The sequence below is a fragment of the Arcanobacterium urinimassiliense genome (assembly GCF_900119495.1).
Classification (GTDB): Bacteria; Actinomycetota; Actinomycetes; order Actinomycetales; family Actinomycetaceae; genus Arcanobacterium_A; species Arcanobacterium_A urinimassiliense.
The window spans coordinates 131,267-149,147 of record NZ_LT632435.1 but is presented as its reverse complement, the minus strand read 5'-3'; the positions used below and the strand labels follow the sequence as shown (position 1 = coordinate 149,147).

At 50.4% G+C, this 17,881-nt stretch carries 17 protein-coding genes; 15 read left to right on the top strand and 2 right to left on the bottom strand.

All coding sequences use genetic code 11. From position 1 onward, the window contains the following. Positions 1 to 2 precede the first annotated feature (2 nt). Positions 3 to 533 carry an NUDIX domain-containing protein gene (locus BQ7117_RS00675; protein WP_073995746.1) on the bottom strand — a complete coding sequence of 177 codons (531 nt, stop codon included), beginning with the start codon at positions 531 to 533 and terminating at the stop codon, positions 3 to 5. 142 nt (positions 534 to 675) lie between these two features. Between BQ7117_RS00675 and BQ7117_RS00670 the strand changes: the two genes are divergently transcribed. The 15 genes from BQ7117_RS00670 (at position 676) to BQ7117_RS00600 (ending at position 17,120) form a co-directional block, all read left to right on the top strand. Continuing rightward, on the top strand, positions 676 to 2,115 hold the full coding sequence (locus BQ7117_RS00670) for a CCA tRNA nucleotidyltransferase (RefSeq protein ID WP_084790031.1): 1,440 nt from the start codon (positions 676 to 678) through the stop codon (positions 2,113 to 2,115). Next, positions 2,102 to 3,547, top strand: a complete 1,446-nt coding sequence (locus BQ7117_RS00665) for an MFS transporter (protein WP_237563021.1) — start codon at positions 2,102 to 2,104, stop codon at positions 3,545 to 3,547. Before BQ7117_RS00670 ends, BQ7117_RS00665 begins: the two co-directional genes overlap by 14 nt. Before the next feature lie 27 nt (positions 3,548 to 3,574). After that, on the top strand, positions 3,575 to 4,912 hold the full coding sequence (locus BQ7117_RS00660; RefSeq protein WP_073995745.1) for an AI-2E family transporter: 1,338 nt from the start codon (positions 3,575 to 3,577) through the stop codon (positions 4,910 to 4,912). Positions 4,913 to 4,926: 14 nt separating this feature from the next. After that, positions 4,927 to 7,056 (top strand): transglycosylase domain-containing protein, encoded by a 2,130-nt coding sequence (locus BQ7117_RS00655; protein WP_237563020.1) that lies wholly within the window; start codon positions 4,927 to 4,929, stop codon positions 7,054 to 7,056. 117 nt (positions 7,057 to 7,173) lie between these two features. Further along, positions 7,174 to 7,476, top strand: coding sequence for a 30S ribosomal protein S6 (gene rpsF / locus BQ7117_RS00650; protein ID WP_073996911.1), 303 nt, complete (start codon positions 7,174 to 7,176; stop codon positions 7,474 to 7,476). 14 nt (positions 7,477 to 7,490) lie between these two features. Continuing rightward, complete coding sequence (locus tag BQ7117_RS00645; protein ID WP_073995743.1) at positions 7,491 to 8,033, top strand: single-stranded DNA-binding protein; 543 nt, start codon at positions 7,491 to 7,493, stop codon at positions 8,031 to 8,033. A gap of 167 nt (positions 8,034 to 8,200) precedes the next feature. Then, a complete protein-coding gene (gene rpsR / locus BQ7117_RS00640; RefSeq protein ID WP_073995742.1) occupies positions 8,201 to 8,437 on the top strand; it encodes a 30S ribosomal protein S18 in 237 nt (78 codons plus the stop codon). 14 nt (positions 8,438 to 8,451) lie between these two features. Then, complete coding sequence (gene rplI, locus BQ7117_RS00635) at positions 8,452 to 8,901, top strand: 50S ribosomal protein L9 (RefSeq protein ID WP_073995741.1); 450 nt, start codon at positions 8,452 to 8,454, stop codon at positions 8,899 to 8,901. A gap of 240 nt (positions 8,902 to 9,141) precedes the next feature. After that, the gene (locus tag BQ7117_RS00630) at positions 9,142 to 11,748 is read left to right on the top strand and encodes a YhgE/Pip domain-containing protein (protein ID WP_084789793.1); all 2,607 of its coding nucleotides are present in this window, start codon (positions 9,142 to 9,144) and stop codon (positions 11,746 to 11,748) included. A gap of 199 nt (positions 11,749 to 11,947) precedes the next feature. Then, positions 11,948 to 12,883 (top strand): Ppx/GppA family phosphatase, encoded by a 936-nt coding sequence (locus tag BQ7117_RS00625; protein WP_073995738.1) that lies wholly within the window; start codon positions 11,948 to 11,950, stop codon positions 12,881 to 12,883. Between the two features lie 28 nt (positions 12,884 to 12,911). Then, a complete protein-coding gene (locus BQ7117_RS00620; RefSeq protein ID WP_073995737.1) occupies positions 12,912 to 13,274 on the top strand; it encodes a YbaN family protein in 363 nt (120 codons plus the stop codon). A gap of 277 nt (positions 13,275 to 13,551) precedes the next feature. Continuing rightward, positions 13,552 to 14,181: an alanine:cation symporter family protein gene (locus BQ7117_RS00615; RefSeq protein ID WP_474070775.1), complete on the top strand. Its 630-nt coding sequence runs from the start codon at positions 13,552 to 13,554 to the stop codon at positions 14,179 to 14,181. 48 nt (positions 14,182 to 14,229) lie between these two features. Then, positions 14,230 to 15,165, top strand: a complete 936-nt coding sequence (locus tag BQ7117_RS00610) for a Ppx/GppA family phosphatase (protein WP_073995738.1) — start codon at positions 14,230 to 14,232, stop codon at positions 15,163 to 15,165. Between the two features lie 28 nt (positions 15,166 to 15,193). Further along, positions 15,194 to 15,556: a YbaN family protein gene (locus tag BQ7117_RS00605; RefSeq protein ID WP_073995737.1), complete on the top strand. Its 363-nt coding sequence runs from the start codon at positions 15,194 to 15,196 to the stop codon at positions 15,554 to 15,556. Positions 15,557 to 15,698: 142 nt separating this feature from the next. After that, on the top strand, positions 15,699 to 17,120 hold the full coding sequence (locus BQ7117_RS00600; protein WP_073995736.1) for an alanine/glycine:cation symporter family protein: 1,422 nt from the start codon (positions 15,699 to 15,701) through the stop codon (positions 17,118 to 17,120). A 38-nt stretch (positions 17,121 to 17,158) separates the two neighbouring features. Here BQ7117_RS00600 and BQ7117_RS00595 read toward each other — a convergent pair whose 3' ends face one another. Beyond that, complete coding sequence (locus BQ7117_RS00595; protein WP_073995735.1) at positions 17,159 to 17,839, bottom strand: uracil-DNA glycosylase; 681 nt, start codon at positions 17,837 to 17,839, stop codon at positions 17,159 to 17,161. Between the last annotated feature and the right edge of the window lie 42 nt (positions 17,840 to 17,881).

Sequence of the window (17,881 nt, the reverse complement as noted above, 5' to 3'; positions counted from 1 at the left end):
GGCTACTCTTTCTCTCCGATGAGTAATTCCTGCGCAGCCTCAATTATACGCTTCTCGTTATCGTAGGCGAGGCGTTCTGCCACTTCCTCCAGAGCCACCCATTCAGCTAATTCTGCTTCCTGATCAGGATCGTTTAGTACGGTGATTTCTCCACTTAGTGCTTCGAGCAGGAAATGGTGCACTACTTTGTGCACGCGCCTATCGGTGCCAGAAAACCAATAATCAATAGTGTTCAAATGGCAAAGTACTCGCCCATGTATGCCAGTCTCTTCTGAAATTTCGCGTGCTGCTGCTTCGGCAGCAGTTTCTTCTCCTTCTAAATGCCCCTTCGGTAAGCACCACTCTAAATTACCGTTGCGGGCGCGCCGCGCAATTAAAGCCACATAAGCACGGTTATTTCTCACTTCTACTATTACCCCACCGGCCGAAGTTTCGTTCACAATCGGCAGTTGGTGGCGGGAAAACGTCCGTCGTTTCCCAGGTAAACGCCGGCGGCGGCGCAAGGGGTGAGTATTCTTCTTCGTATTCGACATCGTTTACAGTGGTAGTGATTTGGTGTTCTATGCGTTATGAACGGAGCAGTTTTCGTGGCATTCTTAGAGAGTGACGAATACTAATCCTCCTTCACAAGGCATAGAAACAAACTTAGGCGCTGGCGCGAACCAGCGTGCTCGGATGCTCGCGCAGGGGCACCAAACCCTGCACTCACTTCCGGAAGCAATTCTTAATCTAGGTACTAGTTTCTCACGTTATGGAGAAGAATTGGCGTTAGTTGGGGGGCCAGTTCGAGATGCTTTTCTGGGTGCGCCAGTACATGATTATGATTTCACCACTTCTGCTCGCCCTGAACAGACGCAAAAAATTCTGGCAGAGTGGGGAGATAATACCTGGGATATTGGTAAGAAATTTGGCACGATAGGTGCGGTAAAAGATGGCTTAGTAGTAGAAGTCACTACTTACCGAAAAGAGGAATATGAAAGCGATTCCCGAAAGCCCGAAGTGGAATTTGGGGATACTTTAGCAGGCGATTTGACGCGCCGGGATTTTACGGTAAATGCTCTAGCCGTTCGGCTTCCGGAATTAGAGCTGGTAGATCCGTGCGGGGGAATGAATGATTTAGTAGCAGGCATACTTTCTACTCCAGCTTCTCCGGAGCAATCTTTTTCTGATGATCCTTTACGTATTTTACGGGCGGCGCGTTTTACTGCTCAGCTTGGATTTCATGTGACGCCGGAAGTAATGCGGGCAATGCGTAAATTGGCGCCGCGTTTAGAAATAGTTTCGGCGGAGAGAGTACAGGCCGAGTTGGTGCGGTTAATTTGTGCACCCTATCCCCGAGCAGGAATAGAACTGCTGGCGGAGACGGAAGTACTTGCAAGAGTCTTGCCGGAAGTTGCCGTTTTACGTGAAACGGTAGATGAACACGGAAGGCATAAAGACGTCTATGAGCACACGCTTACCGTTTTAGATCAAGCAATAGATTTAGAAACGGCGGCAGACGGGGAAGTACCTGCGCCAGATTTTCGTTTGCGTTTCGCAGCTTTGCTGCATGATATCGGGAAACCGGCGACGCGGCGTTTTGAAAAAGATGGCACAGTTTCTTTTCATGCGCACGATATTGTGGGGGCGCGGATGGCCGCAAAAAGAATGCGGGCGCTTCGTTTTGAAAAACAGCTAATAAAAGATGTGGCGCGCCTGGTAGAGCTACATCTACGTTTTCATGGCTATGGAGAGCAACGCTGGTCTGATTCGGCGGTGCGCCGTTACGTAACTGATGCGGGGCCGCTGCTAGGGAGATTAAACAGACTTACGCGCGCCGACTGTACCACGCGTAATCGCCGGAAAGCCCAGTGGCTGAGTGCTGGGATGGATGATTTAGAACTTCGCATAAAAGAGCTGGCAGAGCAAGAAGAAATCGACGCTATTCGCCCAGATTTAGATGGAAAACAAATCATGGAGTTACTTTCGCTTCCGCCGGGGCGGCAAGTGGGAGAAGCGCGCAATTATCTGCTGGAGTTGCGTATGGAAGAAGGAGCGCTCGGAGAGGAAGAGGCACGCCGGCGGTTGTTGGCGTGGTGGAAAGAAAAGAATTCGCTAGACGATGCGGGAGAGTGAAAAGTACTGCGGGGAAAAATATCGTGGTGAAAAGCACCACGAGAAAAACCGTCCTGTGGGAAACTGCCACCCAGAAAATCATCGCTCGGAAAATCGTAGTGCCGGAAAGCAACTGAAATTTTGCTTACAGCATCGGCAATTTCGAAAACTACTCACGGTACGCCTCCTATCGCAGACCGGAGATGGAGTATTTCAAGCTGGCTTAGCTGCCTTGTTCTTTTTCCGCCCGGAAGTGATGGCGACGGCTGAGCAGGTGGCGCTGGCTTTCGCAGTGCTTCTCCTTCCTTTTACCATCGTCGGGCCTTTCGCCGGTCCGCTTCTAGATAGATGGCACCGCCGGCAGGTGCTCTGCTTTGGAAATTTACTGCGTACTGGATTGGCTTCTCTACTTGCAATACTTATTTATTTTGCTCCAGATGCCAAAGCGATTTACGTTTTAGCGTTAATTACTCTGGGTGTGAATAGATTTCTGCTCTCTGCTCTCTCGGCAGGATTACCACATACGCTGCCAAAAGATCTCCTTTTAATGGCGAATTCAATTGTGCCTACTTTAGGTGCGGGCGCTGCAGTAGCCGGAGCACTGCTGGGCTTATTAGTGAATCGTTTAGCTCCGCCAGGAGGGATCCGCAACGCTATTGCACTACTCCTAGCTGCTTTGCTTTTCTTAACGGCTAGCCTAGCGGCGCGGCGTTTTACTCCGGATGCGCTCGGGCCCGATGCGGATGATTTGCGCAGAGCTAATACGCGCTCGCTGGCTAGAGAATTCTGCCATTTAGGGCAGCGAATATATTCCGGTGCTCGCTACCTGCTCCAGCGCGGTACTCCCGCCTATGCCCTAGGCATAATGGCGATACATCGTTTCCTCTACGGAGTAAATTTTTTGGCTTTACTGCTCATTGCGCGCAATTTACTCTCCGATCCACGCAACGCCGATGCCGGATTAGCCATTTTTGCTTTCACAGCGGGTATCTCGTTTTTCGGAGGTGGGCTCGCCGTAATTCTTACTCCTGCTTTTGGGAGAATACTTAGCCCGGCGCGCTGGATTATCTGCTGCCTCCTGGTAAGTTTCTGTGCGCAGCTACTTCTAGTATTTACTTACCATCCTCCATTTTTGTATATAAGTGCAGCTCTGGGCGGACTGGGAGCGCAGGGAGCAAAAATAGCGGTAGATACAATTGTGCAAAAAGATACGGCAGATATTTTTCGCGGAAGAGCCTTCGCTCTCTACGATATGCTCTACAATTCTGCTTTCGTAGCGGCAGCGTTAACAGGTGCTCTCTTCTTGCCAGACACCGGATTCTCTCCGCTAGTTTTTTCTCTGCTCGCTTCCATATATATCTTGGCTGCACTCTGGTATTGGCGGAAAGTCTCACAACTAAATGAGGCACCGCGCCTGCTAAAATTCTCTCTATCGGATACAAAAGTGCAATGATAGGAACGAAGAGTGAGGAGCTTACCTATGCACATATCTACCGATGCGGGTGCAACCATTGCCCAAACAGCGGATGCGGCCAAGGCACAGAAAACTAGTGCAAAAGCGAAAGTGCTGGCAGAATCGAAAACTTATCGCACCACCGTGCCGGTAGGCCTAATGATATTAATTTCCTTGGCACTGCTCGTGGTGGCTTTTATGGGTTTGCACTATATAGCAGACGTCTTTGCTCCTATTTTTCTAGCTCTCACTCTTGCTCTCGCTTTCCGCCCCATTTCCCGCAAATTACTCAACCTCGGCGTCCCCGCCGCACTCGCCGTCTTTATTACTTTCCTACTAGTAATGGTGGTATTCCTCGGCACGGTAGGAATTATGGTGTGGTCACTCACGCCGGTACCGCAAACGCTAATGAACTATGCCGGTAATTTCGAATCGGTAGTGGATTCTTTGCTGCAATTTTTAGGTAGCCACGGCATTAAAACAGATGACCTTAATAACCTAATTAACGATATCAACTACAATTCTTTGATTTCAGCGGCCTGGACGCTAGTAGATTCTCTCTCCTCCATAAGTGGTCTGCTGGCAGTAGTAGTAATTTCTTTATTCTTCATCGTTTTTGATTTGCGCACCATGACTTCGCGCAGCTTCATAATCAATATGGAGCACAAGAGCTTGGGCGCGGCGCTCGCGGGTTTTGAAAAGCGGGTACGCCATTACTGGATAATTTCCACTATTTTTGGCTTAATTGTGGCAGTGATTGACGCTATCGCGCTGCAAATCATGGGTATTCCGCTCGCGTGGACGTGGGGAATGTGGGCTTTTATCACTAACTATATTCCCAATATCGGCTTCATCATTGGCGTGCTACCTCCGATGCTGATGGGTTTGCTCGACCAAGGGTGGCAGGCCATGCTCTGGGTAGGGGTGCTTTATTCACTAATAAATGTGGTAATTCAGACCTTTATTCAACCGAAATTTACGGGTGATGTGGTGGGGCTTTCCCCCAGTATTACTTTTATTTCTTTAGCTATCTGGACGGGTATCGTGGGCATACTTGGCTCTATTCTCGCCGTGCCGCTCACTCTTTTCTGCAAAGCAATTTTTGTGGACGCCGATCCGCGTACTCGCTGGTTAGATGTATTTCTTATTTCCGAGGACGACACTCAATCGCGGCTGGAGCGTGGATGGTATGATATGGAAAATCCGGCTACTGATCCGCTCGGTGATACGGAAAATCCGTGGCAGAAACTTAATATTTTTAAGAAGAAGGCGCGCCGCGGGTTGGCAATGAGTAAATTAGGGCAGAGCATAGCCGAAAAAGCCGAAAAGACCATGCCGGAAAATAGCGAAGCAAAGGGTAAATAATGGCAGGTAAAAAGATGAGAAATCTGCAACCGGGCGCAAAACCTAAGCATAAGCCGCGCCGTGGGCTGAATTATCCGCGCGCCGGGAAAGGGGCAGTGCTCAGGTGGCTCCCGAGTTGGCGAGTCGTATTGGGATCTTTTATTACCCTTATTGCTCTCGGAATAGGAGCTTTTTTGGGTCTGTATTTCTCGACGGAAGTACCGGATCCGGCAGATTTCGCTATTGCCCAGACTACCGGTGTTTACTATGCCGACGGGGAAACCAAAGTAGGCGAATATGCCGAAATTAACCGCAAGATAATTGACTTTACGGAAATTCCAGAAGTGATGAAGAAAGCGGTTATTTCTTCCGAAGATCAAAATTTTGAGAAAAATAGTGGGGTTTCTCCGAAGGCGATTATTCGAGCCCTTATTAATAATTTGCGCGGTGGAGAGCGCCAGGGTGGCTCCACTCTTACGCAGCAATATGCGGAGCGTTATTATCTCGGTACTACCACTTCTCTCTTCGGCAAAGCCAAAGAAGCGGTATTAGCTTTGAAGATCAATAATTCGCAATCTAAAGATCAAATCTTGGGTAACTACCTCAATACTATTTATTTTGGGCGGGGAGCCTATGGAGTGGAGGCCGCTGCGAAAGCCTATTTCGGAATTCCGGCAGCGCAGCTTTCTCTGGAACAGGCGGCACTTTTGACGGGAATAATCCCTGCGCCCTCGGCTTGGGATCCAGCTGTCAATCCAGATATAGCTCAGAAGCGTTATGAGCGAGTGCTGCGGCGAATGCAGGAAGATGAGAAAATAACTGCCGATGAAGCACAGGCGGCCTTGGCGGCTTTCCCGGAGACGGTAGACGCAGCTAAAAGTAATGATTTTTCCGGCACCAATGGTTATTTACTGCAGCAGGTGCGCGATGAGCTGATAGGCAAAGCTGATTTCACAGAAGACGAAGTGAATATGGGCGGTTATCGGATAATCACCACGGTAGATAAGGGAATGCAAGAAGCAGCCGTGGCCGCCGTGGATTCTTTGCCGAAATCACGCCCAGCCGGTAATCGGGTAGGTCTGATTTCGATGCGCCCAGATACGGGCGAGATTTACGCCGTCTATGGCGGAGATGACTACATGAAGCGCCAGCGTAATGCAGCCACCCAAGATAGAGCGCAGGCGGGCTCTACTTTTAAACTATTTGCTCTGGTAGGAGCCTTAGATGCGGGAGTGGATCTCGGCGAGCGCTTCCCAGCTCCAGCTTCTATGCAGGTAGGCGGAGCTACTTTTACGAATTCTGGGGGAGTTGGCTACGGTTCGCTCGATTTAATTGGAATGACCAAGTATTCCTCTAATACGGGCTATATCAATTTGAATAAAAAGATTACGCCGGAAAAGACGAAAGAAACTGCCATAAGTATGGGTCTTTCAGCAGATACTCCTGGTCTAGATGATAATTTAGGAAATGTGCTCGGTTCGGCCTCGGTGACGGCAGAAGAAATGGCACGTTCTTATAGTGTGGTAGCAAATGGTGGAAAATTGGTGACGCCACACGTCGTAAAAGAAGTGCGTGACGCGGCGGGCAATGTAATTTATGAAAGCCCGAAAGCAGGTGAGCGGGTAATCAAATCCGAGGTGGCTAACGAAGCTACTTACGCTTTGCGCTCTGTATTTTCCGCGGGCGGCACGGCTAGTGGTCTCGGGGGATATTCTCGCCCCTTCGCCGGAAAGACCGGCACTTCGACCGGGCCGGTATCGGCTTGGTTTGTGGGTTACACTCCGCAAATGGTGACGGCAGTAAATATGTTCCAGCAGGGGGAAGATGGTTCGGAGCAGGTGCTCACCAGCTTTGGTGGGGTAGGCACAGTATTCGGCAGTACTTTCCCGGCGGATATTTGGTGGCAATATACAAAAGTGGCTATGGCGGATATGGAGAAAGTAGAGTTCCCGCAGATTGCTGCCGAGCGCCGCAATAAGCACCGCAATACTCCGCAGCCAACGCCTTCCCAAGAAGAACAGCAGAATGATCCGCAGCATCAACAGTCGAATCAGCCCCAGCCAGCCTCTCCTTCGCATCCTGATTCGCCCGAGCCTGGCGATTCTAATGGGCATTCGCAACCCAATAATCCGAACCAGCCGGGAGAAAATCCAGCTGCCGGGTAATGAGAAATACACTATATATCTAGATTTTTTGGGCTCTTTTCCGGTAGGCTGGGCTCTTGCATGACTCTCCTGTCACGGAAATACCGTGACCGCGAAGACCAGAGGAGGTAGGTGTTAATGCGTCAATACGAGATGATGATTATCCTCGATCCAGAAGTAGATGAGCGTAATCTGAATAAAGCACTCGAAAAATTATTGGCTGTGGTGCCGGCAGAAGGCGGCAAGCTAGATAAAGTTGATGTGATGGGCCGCCGGCGGCTTGCCTATGAAATCAACAAGAAGACAGAAGGTATCTACGTAGTGGTATACATGAGCGTAGAACCCGCTACCGCGCAAGAGCTAGATCGCCAGCTAGGGCTGAACGAAACAGTGATGCGTACGAAGTTGCTGCGCTATGAGCCGCAGAAAGCTAGCGAGTAAGCGCAGGAGGAAAAATGGCGGGAGATCCTACGATTACTATTGTAGGTAATCTTACTTCTGATCCGGATTTGCGCTACGTGGGTTCCGGTGCGGCAGTGGCTTCCTTTACGGTGGCTTATAATCCGCGGAAGTTTAACCGGCAAACCAATCAGTGGGAAGATGGCGAAACCATGTTCTTTAACTGCTCGGTATGGCGGGAATATGCGGAAAATGTAAATCAGTCACTTTCTAAAGGTATGCGTGTAATCGTGACGGGGCGTCTTTCCGTCCGGACTTATAAGCGCAACGATGGCTCTACCGGCACGTCTGTAGATATACAGGTAGAAGATATCGGGCCGTGTCTCCGTTTTGCGACGGCGACGGTGAGCAAAGCTGCGAATGGCAGTGGCTTCGGCGGCGATTCGGCATACGGCGATAGTTCTTTCGGCAATAATTCTTTTGGAGCGGCGGGTGGCCTGCAAGGGCAAGTACAGCAGAGCGCTCCAGCTGAGGGGGCTTCCTATGATCCGTGGAACGAGACTCCGCCAGCTACTTCGAATTCGGCAATGCCTTTCTAGGCGGCATACGTTTTCGAAAAGCTCAGCTTTCTAAGCAATACAGCTTGCCGGTGTGAATGAGCCGGTAAAAATAATTTTTTGTAAGCGCTTTGATTTAGATGCAGCTAAACCCGAATTTAAGGGTAGGCGAGCTAGAAGCGCAAAGAATACGAAACGAGGATAAATAAATGGCAAAGCAAGCGATGCGTAAGCCACGGAAAAAGCCCGTAGCTTACAAGAAAATTAAAGTAGGCCATATTGATTATAAAGATACCGCTACGCTGCGGAAATTCATTTCTGATCGCGGCAAGATTCGCGCTCAGCGAGTGACGGGAGTATCGGTACAGGATCAGCGGCGCATTGCGCGCGCAGTGAAGAATGCCCGAGAAATGGCTCTTTTGCCTTACTCGAGCTCTAATCGCTGATAAGGAGGCCAAGAATGAAACTTATACTTAGCCATGATGTAAGTAATTTAGGTGTAGCCGGCGATGTCGTGACGGTGAAAGACGGCTACGGGCGCAATTTCCTGATTCCGCGCGGTTATGCAGTGGCTTGGACGAAAGGCGCGCAGCGGCAGATCGACCAGATGGCGGCGGCGCGGCGGAAGCGGGCTACGCAAGATATTGAAGCTGCGCAGGCGGCTCGGGAAGCCTTAGAGGCTACTCCTATCGTGATTCAAAAAGCAGCCGGCGCAAACGGGCGGCTTTTCGGAGGCGTGAATACCGCGGATGTGGCGAAAGCAGCCTCGGAAGTGGCTGGAAAAGCTATCGATCGGCGGGAAGTAAATCTTGCTTCGACGATCAAATCGGTAGGTGATTTTACGGGAATCGTGAAGCTGCATGAAGATGTAGTAGCGAATATTAAAATTTCCGTACAGCCAGCCAAGTAGTCTTTTGGTTCTAATTCGGCGCCCAAGGGGATTCCTTGGGCGCCGAATTTGTATTTACCTACCGGCTTTTTTCTGAAGGTATTTTTGAAAATTAAGGTATTTTCGCAGTAGGCGTGGTACGATTCATCTATCGTGTATCTGCGGGATCGGTGTGGATTGCGCAGATAGGTGGTCAAAGATTGCTGGTTAGGCCGGTAAATCTAGATGATCGCGATTAATAGTTAGAGAAGGGATTTATTGATGTCGGAGAGTAACATCAAGAAGACTTCGTGGCGTACCGTTCTGGGAATGATTCTGCTACCAGTATTGGTATTGGGAATTTTCGTCGGTTTAGCCACGTCTAACGCCGCGCCAAAGGGGGCAATCGTAAATAACGATAAGCCTGCCATGGTTGCTGGCGAGAAAATGCTACTCGGCAAAATGGTGGCCGAGGGAATGATTGAAGACCCCAATATCGCTTGGGAAGTAGTAGATAAGGGCGCTGCAGAGAAGGGCCTCGCCGACGGCAAATATGCGGCGATGGTGACTATTCCGGAAGATTTCACTTCTGCTGCTGCTTCTTTCACTGATATGAAGGGTTCTAAGACTAAGCAGTCGGTACTAGATATTCGCGTAAGTGATAACACTACTTTGGTAGACGGCTTAGTGGCACAAATAGTGAATAGCGTAGCCACCGATACGGTGAATACCGAATTAACCAAGGCTTTTACAGCTGGCGTATTTGATGGCTTTAACGAGATTTCTGATTCCTTTGTACTGATGGTAGACGGTACTAAGCAGCTGGCAGACGGCAGCAAGGAGCTGAAAGACGGTACGAAAGAGGCTTCTGGTGCAGTACCGGAGCTAGTAGACGGTCTTAATCAGCTCAATGCCGGCGGTAAAGAGCTTTATGCCGGTACCGGTGAGCTCGCCAGTGGTGCTAAGCAGCTGGATGACGGCGTAGGAGAGCTTTCTGCGGCGGTAAATAATAAAGATGGCTTAGTAGATGGTGTAAATCAGCTGGATGCGGGTGCTGCCCAACTCCTAGATGGTTTACAGCAGTTAAATGGTTTGATGAAGGCTGATGAGAATGGCAACGTGCTGAATGGTGCGGCTGCTGGTGTACAGCAGATTGCTGACGGTTTGGCTTCCATCAAAGATCAAATGAGTGCCGTATCCAAGGTAAATATTAATGATCCGGCAGCTGTACAGGCTAATGACCTCACCAAGCAATTAATGATGGGTATGCTTTTCCAGCCCGGGCAAGGTCTAGTGCCGAGCTATAAAGCTCAAATCGACGAAGTTCGCAAGAGTGTAGAAGGTAAGACTGGCATGGTTGCGGATATCACTAATAAAGTAGCGGATATTCTGGAAGCGAAGATGGTTACCGGTATTACTAATGATCCGGCATCTTTTATTCCTACTGCTGAGCAATTTGCGAAGTTCCAAGAAGAGCTTTGCCCCTTGCCAAGTGACATTACTTTGGCTCTCGATTCTTCTGATAAAGCGAAGAAGAAGTATGCAGAGTGCCATTACAAGTTAGCGCAGCTTTCTTACGGCTTCTTCATGATGGGTGCCACCAACTTTGCAGGTGGTATCGCTACGGACGGCCTGGATGAATCTGGCAATCTGTTGCCGGCAGATTCCATTTGTAAGATTACCGGCACAGATTCTACTGGCAATCCAATCATGGAGAGCGTAGATCGCCCCGGTCAGCCTTGCTACACTGGTGGATTGAACCACCTGCTCAAGGGAGCGGCTGGTCTCAATGCAGGTATGAATTACGAGAAGCAGCCGGTACTGCTTACGGGTGAAGATATTAAGCACCCGACCGGGCAAGTAACTGGTACCACTCCGGCGCTGAAAGATCTGAATCCGAATGCGAAGCCGGAAGATACTCTGGCTGGTGCAATCAATTACATTGCTACTGATCCAGAGACCATGCCGGCTCTGAAGGCAGGCTTGGATCAGTTGGCTGGTAAAGACGGCGTGCTTGCCCTGAAAGATGGCGTAGCACAGCTGAAAGCGGGTACTTCGCAGTTGGCTGGTAAAGACGGCGCATTAGCTTTGCAAGATGGCGCTCGCCAGATTTCCGAAGGTCTGCAGCAAGCTGCTCCGGGAGCAGCTGAACTCAGCGCCGGCTTAATGCTCCTCGACGATGGAGCTGGGCAGCTCGCTGATGGCAATAAGCAACTCGCGGATGAAGTAAAGAAAGGCAGCGGTGAAATCCCCTCCTTCACCCCGAAGGATAAGGAAATTCTCTCCAAGGCTGCTGCCAACCCGGTCACTAAGCAAGATGTAGTCACCCCCGGCACTTTCGCTATGGTAGGCATCTTGGTAGCTTCTCTCCTCTGGGGCGCTGCGCTAATTGCTTCGGTAGGTGCTAACCGCCGGCAGATTGCAGCAGCCGCTGGAATCGGTGGCTGGCTCTCTAGCCTCGCTACTCCGCTAATTGTGAACGGCATCCTCGGTGTAGTACTTGGTGCAGTAGCTGGCCTTATCGGTGAAGTAAGCGTTGGCGTAATGGTTGGTATGGCTTGCGTAGGAGCAGTCGCTGGACTTTCCTTCGTATTCCTCAACCACGCTCTAGCTGCTTGGCTCGGCAATATTGGGCGGGCGCTGGCAGGTGTACTGCTTGGCCTCACCATCGTGATGGGTATTACGGCTGGCACCTCTGCTTGGGTGCGCGGGCTCGGAATACTTTCGCCGATTGAAAATGCGGCAGATCTCCTCCGTGCCTTCATGGCAGGCGGTTCAGTAGGCGGCTTAATGCTCGGCATGCTGATATTCGGCGCCATTGGCGTGGCGGCTTCTGCTGCTACTGCTCTCCGCAAGACGCCGGCAGCTCCGGCTTCTGCGGTGGCCTAAAAAGCAAATAGGGAGAGCATAAATCCCTAACTAACTAGAGGCGGGCACTTCTTAAGAAGTGCCCGCCTCATTCTATTGGCTGTATGCCACTGGCCAACATTTTGTGGTTCTTGTTTGTATAGCCATCTTTTTATGCAGAGTGAGGTATTAACCTTCGGCAAAAGCCGCTAAATTTCTTTTAATTAACTATTCTGGAACTATGCGATTAGGTGTTCTTGATATTGGTTCTAATACGGTGCATGTCTTAGTAGTAGATGCCCATCCCGGCGCTCGCCCTTCTCCGGCCGCCGGTGATCGCTCTGTAGTGCGGCTCATGCAGTACCTCACGGAAGAGGGAGAAATCAACGAAGCTGGCCGCGCCGCATTGCGCACTGCCGTGCAAAAAGCGGTAAATTTCGTGCGCTCTTTCGGAGTGGATGATTTTATCGGGATGTGCACCTCGGCGCTGCGGGAAGCTAAAAACGGCCCGGAGACTATCGCCGAATTAGAGCAGATATCTGGGATTAAGTTAGCCGTACTGAGCGGTAAAGAAGAAGCTGACCTCACTTTTTTGGCGGCGCGGCGCTGGCACGGCTGGGCAGCCGGTAGATTACTCGTGCTGGATATTGGCGGGGGCTCTTTCGAAGTGGCCTACGGCCTAGACGAAGCTCCGGAATTTTCCACTTCTCTGCCGCTGGGAGCAGGGCGACTTACTCATGCTTATTTACAACACGATCCGCCTACTCTCGCCGAAATGGAAGAATTGCGGCAATACATAAAAGAAGAAATGAAATCGCTAAAGCAGATTGTGAAGCAACTGCCTAAACCCGATCATACGGTAGCCACTTCCAAGACTTTCCGCTCTTTAGCGCGGCTAGGTGGGCAATTAGTCGCTGTAGTCGGGCCGCAAGAGCGCCGCCGCCTCACCCGCGTAGATTTAGAAGACTGGACGGGGAGACTTTGGAAAATTCCGGCGAGTGCGCGCCTCGAACTCCCGGGCATTACCCCAGAACGCACCTACCAAATTGTGGCAGGTGCCGAAGTGGCGTGGCGGGCAATGAAGACACTTAAAGTGCGCACAATTGAAATTTGCCCATGGGCGTTGCGTGAAGGGGCAATTTTGAATTATTTAGATAAAGAATATCCTTTCAATTAATTTCTTTATCTATTTCAGAAAGAGGCGTATGCGCATAATCTATTTGGGGGTCGGTTTTCTGGCGCTGGGCTTAGGTTGCCTAGGAATCGCCCTGCCGGTACTCCCTACCACTCCGTTTTTATTGCTTTCCGCTTTTTGCTTCGCGCGCTCTTCGCAGCGTTGGTACAATTTTCTGTACGAAAATCGCGTATTCGGCAAATACTTGCGCGATTATGAAAAGCACGAAATGAGCACTGCTAATAAAATCCGCACCTTGCTACTGATGTGGGCAGGCATGATTTTTTGTATGTGGTTGCTAGATTTTCACCCGCATTTAACTATCTTCCTCACCTTGGTGGGGTGCGGAGTCAGTATTCACTTGCTGCGCCTGCGTAACCCGAAAAATAAATAAAATTTTCCGCAGCCGTGGTTCATACTCTGAGCGGAACTAGCATATTACGGGAAAACTACGTACGCTTTTCTTGAAAGTGGCTGTTTGCAAGCCATGTGATGTAGAAAATATTCGATGCAAAAGAAAATATAAGGAGATACCGGTGGAAGCACTTGCAGCAGGAATTTCCCAGGTAGCAGATTTTATTACGCTCTACGGCACCATCTGGATTTTGATTGGCACAGGGCTTTATCTCACCTGGCGCACGCGCGCGGTGCAGGTGCGTTTATTTCGGCATATGGTAAAAGTGGTATTTTCTTCGCGGGGTGGCGCGCGCGGCGGTATTTCTTCTTTCCAGGCTTTCTGTATTTCGCTAGCTGCCCGTGTAGGAGTTGGAAACGTATTCGGAGTAGCTTTGGCGCTACTAGCTGGGGGCCCGGGAGCTATTTTCTGGATGTGGATAGTGGCTCTCGTAGGCATGGCTACCGCCTTCTTTGAAGCGGTATTGGCACAGCTATTTAAGGTGCGGGCGAGTGACGGTACTTTCCGCGGCGGGCCAGCTTACTACATTAGCATCGGTATGCATTCAAAAGCGCTCGCCGTAATTTTTGCCATTATCACGGCTATCACCTGTGGTATCGTAATTACTTCCGTACAGTCCAATGCGATCGCTTCCACCATGATGAGCTCGGCAAATACTGATCCTATGCTCACCGCGGTGCTTCTCTTTGCTTTCGCAGCCCCCATTATCCTCGGCGGTATTCGCTCGGTAGCTCGCGTCACCGAAATAATGGCTCCAGTAATGGCGCTTATGTACGTGGCGATGGCAGTGGTAATCGTAATTATGAACATCACTGATTTTCCCCGCATAATCGCCAGTATCGTACAGAGTGCTTTNGCCATCTTTTTATGCAGAGTGAGGTATTAACCTTCGGCAAAAGCCGCTAAATTTCTTTTAATTAACTATTCTGGAACTATGCGATTAGGTGTTCTTGATATTGGTTCTAATACGGTGCATGTCTTAGTAGTAGATGCCCATCCCGGCGCTCGCCCTTCTCCGGCCGCCGGTGATCGCTCTGTAGTGCGGCTCATGCAGTACCTCACGGAAGAGGGAGAAATCAACGAAGCTGGCCGCGCCGCATTGCGCACTGCCGTGCAAAAAGCGGTAAATTTCGTGCGCTCTTTCGGAGTGGATGATTTTATCGGGATGTGCACCTCGGCGCTGCGGGAAGCTAAAAACGGCCCGGAGACTATCGCCGAATTAGAGCAGATATCTGGGATTAAGTTAGCCGTACTGAGCGGTAAAGAAGAAGCTGACCTCACTTTTTTGGCGGCGCGGCGCTGGCACGGCTGGGCAGCCGGTAGATTACTCGTGCTGGATATTGGCGGGGGCTCTTTCGAAGTGGCCTACGGCCTAGACGAAGCTCCGGAATTTTCCACTTCTCTGCCGCTGGGAGCAGGGCGACTTACTCATGCTTATTTACAACACGATCCGCCTACTCTCGCCGAAATGGAAGAATTGCGGCAATACATAAAAGAAGAAATGAAATCGCTAAAGCAGATTGTGAAGCAACTGCCTAAACCCGATCATACGGTAGCCACTTCCAAGACTTTCCGCTCTTTAGCGCGGCTAGGTGGGCAATTAGTCGCTGTAGTCGGGCCGCAAGAGCGCCGCCGCCTCACCCGCGTAGATTTAGAAGACTGGACGGGGAGACTTTGGAAAATTCCGGCGAGTGCGCGCCTCGAACTCCCGGGCATTACCCCAGAACGCACCTACCAAATTGTGGCAGGTGCCGAAGTGGCGTGGCGGGCAATGAAGACACTTAAAGTGCGCACAATTGAAATTTGCCCATGGGCGTTGCGTGAAGGGGCAATTTTGAATTATTTAGATAAAGAATATCCTTTCAATTAATTTCTTTATCTATTTCAGAAAGAGGCGTATGCGCATAATCTATTTGGGGGTCGGTTTTCTGGCGCTGGGCTTAGGTTGCCTAGGAATCGCCCTGCCGGTACTCCCTACCACTCCGTTTTTATTGCTTTCCGCTTTTTGCTTCGCGCGCTCTTCGCAGCGTTGGTACAATTTTCTGTACGAAAATCGCGTATTCGGCAAATACTTGCGCGATTATGAAAAGCACGAAATGAGCACTGCTAATAAAATCCGCACCTTGCTACTGATGTGGGCAGGCATGATTTTTTGTATGTGGTTGCTAGATTTTCACCCGCATTTAACTATCTTCCTCACCTTGGTGGGGTGCGGAGTCAGTATTCACTTGCTGCGCCTGCGTAACCCGAAAAATAAATAAAATTTTCCGCAGCCGTGGTTCATACTCTGAGCGGAACTAGCATATTACGGGAAAACTACGTACGCTTTTCTTGAAAGTGGCTGTTTGCAAGCCATGTGATGTAGAAAATATTCGATGCAAAAGAAAATATAAGGAGATACCGGTGGAAGCACTTGCAGCAGGAATTTCCCAGGTAGCAGATTTTATTACGCTCTACGGCACCATCTGGATTTTGATTGGCACAGGGCTTTATCTCACCTGGCGCACGCGCGCGGTGCAGGTGCGTTTATTTCGGCATATGGTAAAAGTGGTATTTTCTTCGCGGGGTGGCGCGCGCGGCGGTATTTCTTCTTTCCAGGCTTTCTGTATTTCGCTAGCTGCCCGTGTAGGAGTTGGAAACGTATTCGGAGTAGCTTTGGCGCTACTAGCTGGGGGCCCGGGAGCTATTTTCTGGATGTGGATAGTGGCTCTCGTAGGCATGGCTACCGCCTTCTTTGAAGCGGTATTGGCACAGCTATTTAAGGTGCGGGCGAGTGACGGTACTTTCCGCGGCGGGCCAGCTTACTACATTAGCATCGGTATGCATTCAAAAGCGCTCGCCGTAATTTTTGCCATTATCACGGCTATCACCTGTGGTATCGTAATTACTTCCGTACAGTCCAATGCGATCGCTTCCACCATGATGAGCTCGGCAAATACTGATCCTATGCTCACCGCGGTGCTTCTCTTTGCTTTCGCAGCCCCCATTATCCTCGGCGGTATTCGCTCGGTAGCTCGCGTCACCGAAATAATGGCTCCAGTAATGGCGCTTATGTACGTGGCGATGGCAGTGGTAATCGTAATTATGAACATCACTGATTTTCCCCGCATAATCGCCAGTATCGTACAGAGTGCTTTCAGTGCTCAACCGCTGGTAGGCGGCTTAGGAGGCGGAATACTAGCGGCGGTAATCAATGGTATTCAGCGGGGGCTCTTCTCTAATGAGGCCGGGCAGGGTACGGCTCCAAATGCGGCAGCTACCGCCACTGTTTCCCACCCAGTATCGCAAGGGTTAATTCAATCTCTTGGAGTTTTTGTAGATACCATAATCGTTTGTACGATGACGGCTTTTGTAATTCTTTCGGCAGGGCCGGAAGTGTGGGGCCGCGCAGATATCAACCCAGCGAATCTCACCACTTTCGCCGTCGCCCATGAGCTCGGAGATTGGGCAATAGTGCCGATGGCCTTAATGATTTTTGTGCTGGCCTTTTCTTCTATCATCGCCGCTTACGTATATTCGGAAGTCAATATCTACTTCGTGACTAAATCGAAGATTGCCACCTGGGGCGTGCGGGTAGTTTCTATTATTTCGGTAGTAATGGGAGCGTTAATTTCGCTCGATGTAGTGTGGGCGAGCGTAGATATTGCAATGGCGGTAATGACCATCGTAAATCTGGTAGCGCTAATTACTCTCGCCAAGTGGGGAGTAGCTGCATTGAAAGATTATGAACGCCAGCGGAAAGCGGGAATCGCTGAGCCGGTATTTATCGCGGCCACAGCGCAGCTTCCGGAAGACCTCACCACAGGTGTCTGGGTGAAAAAATAAGCTCGGCTTGCGTTGATAAATTCTCCGTCATTTACTAATTAATCTGCTATTTGCCAATTAATGGGTGTGGCACCTTGTTGTGCAAGAAGCTGATTTGTCCGGGAAAAGGGGCGGGAGCCGAAGAATCCGCGCCGCGCCGAAAGCGGTGAGGGGTGAGCAGAAGCAATCACCGGAATATCTTTCAGGAGTGGGCGCAGCTCTTGAGCTTGCCGCCCCCAGAGAATTGCCACCAAAGGGCGAGAGCGAGCAGCTAAAATTTTTATCGCTTGCTCCGTCACTGCTTCCCAGCCGATTCCACGATGAGAAGCGGGCGCTGCTGGGCGCACAGTCAATACTCGATTTAAGAGCAGTACGCCTTGCTGGCACCAGGAAGAAAGATCGCCATGTGCAGCCGGAGGGATTCCTAAATCGCTTTCTAGCTCGGTGTAGATATTCTGCAATGAACGCGGCACAGGGCGCACCTTTTTATGTACGGCAAAAGCTAATCCGATCGGATGCCCGGGAGTAGGATAGGGGTCTTGCCCCACTATCAGTACTTTTACCTTGTCCAACGGGTAGGAGAAAGCGCGCAGTATTTGCGGTGGAGCAGGGAGGAAATCCCGCCCGGCCGCCTGTTCGTTTTCTAAGAAATTCTCTAGTTCTTCTAGGTGGCTACGTAGCGGGGTTAGGGCCTCTGCCCAATCGGGGGCAAGCACTTGGTCGGCAGCTAGAATACGCATGATTTTATTCTAGTATGGTGGCTGCTTGGAGTGCGTATAGGT